This is a genomic window from Steroidobacter sp., assembly GCF_016790065.1.
Lineage (GTDB): Bacteria > Pseudomonadota > Gammaproteobacteria > Steroidobacterales > Steroidobacteraceae > Steroidobacter.
This window is the reverse complement of sequence record NZ_JAEUPY010000826.1, coordinates 1-2,609: the sequence shown is the minus strand read 5'-3', so window position 1 is coordinate 2,609 and position 2,609 is coordinate 1. Positions and strand designations below refer to the sequence as shown.

The 2,609-nt window shown below is 59.5% G+C and carries 2 protein-coding genes; one reads left to right on the top strand and one right to left on the bottom strand.

Annotation, left to right across the window (positions count from 1 at the left end; translation table 11 throughout):
• Nucleotides 1–161: 161 nt before the first annotated feature.
• A complete protein-coding gene (locus JNL55_RS33270; RefSeq protein ID WP_293864955.1) occupies nucleotides 162–1,013 on the bottom strand; it encodes an alpha/beta fold hydrolase in 852 nt (283 codons plus the stop codon).
• Between the two features lie 288 nt (nucleotides 1,014–1,301).
• Here JNL55_RS33270 and JNL55_RS33265 point away from each other — a divergent pair.
• The coding region (locus JNL55_RS33265) for a hypothetical protein (RefSeq protein ID WP_293864952.1) at nucleotides 1,302–2,609 on the top strand (1,308 nt) is incomplete at its 3' end.

Below are 2,609 nucleotides of genomic sequence, written 5' to 3'. Positions count from 1 at the left end.
TTCCCATCATCGCGATGACGGCCAACGCCTTGGTTGGTGACCGCGAGCGCTGCTTCGCGGCCGGCATGTCCGACTATCTGTCGAAGCCGGTGGATCGCGAGTTGCTTCGACAGTGTATGCAGCGCTGGGTCGTTAGTTGAGCTGACGCTGATAGATGGCGTCTAGCTTTCTTCTGGCGCCAGCGACGCAGCCGCTGCCTTGCGTTCGAGGAGCCCCAGGAGCTGGGCACAGATCTCCTGAGGTACCTCGATGGGGGTAAGATGTCGTGCGCGCGGAATGATTTTCAAGGTCGAGCCGGCGATGGCTTCGTGTAGCTGGCGGGACATCGACACGGGTGTTGCGTAGTCATCTTCACCCACGACGATTGCGACGGGCACCGTGATCGATGGCAGTAGCGGACGCAGATCCGCGTCACCCATCATGATGCACGTCGAGCTGTAGCACTCGACGTCGTTAGCACCGAAGATCGCACTGATCTCATCGACCACGCTGGGGTGCGCCTCGCGAAACTTGTCGCTGAACCAGCGAGTGCCCTGGAACTCGACCATGCTCGCCAGGCCTTTGGTGCGCGCCATGGCCGCACGTTGTCCCCAACTCGCCGGCGCCTCGGGGCCATACCAAGCCGTAGTGTCGATCAGACACAGCGACTCGAGTCGTTCGGGATGAGCGCCGGCAAACGCCTGAGCGACACAGCCGCCCATGGAGCAGCCGGCAACGCTGGTCGTCGACCAACCGACGTGATCGAGCAGCTCAGCAAGATCGCGCGCGAACAACTCTGTGCTGTACGGTGACGCACGCCGCTCGGAGTTGCCGTGGCCACGGCAATCGTAAGTCAGCAGCTCGACTCGCTTGGAAAGAATGCTCGCGGTTCGTTCCCACACGGCGCCGCTCAGTCCGAGTGGATGAATCAACGTCAGCCGGGGAGCGTCGGCGTTGGCCGCGGGATAGAGTTTGAAGCGCAGCGTGCAGTCATCCGAAGTTTGAAAAGAACCGGCGTGTTCGTGGCGAGCCATTGAGAATCCTTGAGCACCGAAAGCGAGCGTCGTTGTCGTTTGCTACACGTCGTGGACGGTTCGTATGATCGGGCTTCGCCTGGCGCAATAGAACAAATAATGCTTAATCGCAGCCATGCGATTTCCTAATCGGAAGCGGCAGAATTCAGCAGAGTAAGTTGTCTTGGAAGCTGACATTCGGACCTGTCATTGTGAATTTGTATGGCTGCCATTAACGATTATTAGTTTTGGCGGGCGGCGCGACGCGCGATCATGCCGGGCGCTTGAATTCCAGCGAGGGGGTCATCGATGCAATGGGTTCGAGGTGGGTGGCTGGCGTGGGTCGCCACCGTGCTGTCGATGAGTTTGCCGCAGGAAACACTGGCCTACGGCCCGATTGCGACGCGCGCTGTGTGCGGCCCGAAGGATCGCGTGGAAAGCGGTCTTCAGGGGCAGACCACTTTGGCGGAACGCTTCGCCTCCGGCACGTCGCAGGCCTTCAACTGCAATCTCGAACTCGTGGGCCAGTACGTAGGTGAAGGCGCCGGTGTCGGTTTTGCAATCACGGAACGCTGTGCCTACGTGCCGCAGTGGTTGATTCCGCTACCGTTCACCTCGACGCTGAAGAATCCGGGCCTGATGGTGATTGACGCCAAGGATCCGGCGACTGCCAAGGTCGCGAAGTATCTGCGCACGCCGGCGATGATCCACCCGAACGAATCGCCGATGATTCATCACGGGCGTAACTTGCTGGTCTCGCAGCACTTCGACGAGACCAATATTTACGGCAAGACCACTGATATCTACGACATCAGCGACTGCCTGAACCTGAAGCTGAAGTTCAGCGGCATCATCCCCGGATTCATATTCCACACCGGCGATTTTTCGCCGGACGGCACCATTCTGTGGGGTTCGACCGGCCCCAATCTGCGAGCCAAATTTCCCGACGTGGGCGACAGCATCACTGCGCTCGATCTGACGGATCCAACCAAACCCAAGGTGCTGGCGCAGTGGCGCACGGACGATCCGAAGCTGGTGCGCTTTCATGGTTTGTCGGTGAGCGACGATGGCAAGAGCGCGTACTTCACCATCGGCGAGCACACCTACTCGCTGGTGAATGGCAAGGTCAAACCGGCGCCCTATCAGGGCATCGGCATTCTCGACGTGAGTGAAGTGCAGGAACGCAAGCCGAATCCCCAGATCCGTATGATCGGCCAGCCGCTGTTCTGGGACGATGTGGTCCACAATCAATACCTGCAGCCGGTCACCATCAAGGGCCGCAAGTATCTCTACGACAATCGTATCGACGGCGTGATTACCTCGGACGCGAAAGTGCACACCGGGTTCTCCTACCATCATCCGCGCGTGAGCCCGGAGGAGACTTGCAAGTATGGCAAGCCGGGATGGGGTTACATCACGTTCATCGACATCGAGAATCCGCGGCAGCCGACCATTGCCGGTTCGTTGAAGCTGGAGGTACACGAGCCGAAGAACTGTCTCGCGACTGCGCACGATCCGGTGTTCGGTCACGGTTATTCGCCGTTGTATTGCGAGCCGGACAACTATCAGGATGCCAAGAAGATGGTGTGCGGCTTTGCTGAAGGCGGCGTGCGCGTC

Coding starts and splice junctions, on each gene's coding strand:
- JNL55_RS33270 (WP_293864955.1), bottom strand. CDS start 1,013: ATGGCTCGCCACGAACACGCCGGTTCTTTTCAAACTTCGGATGACTGC.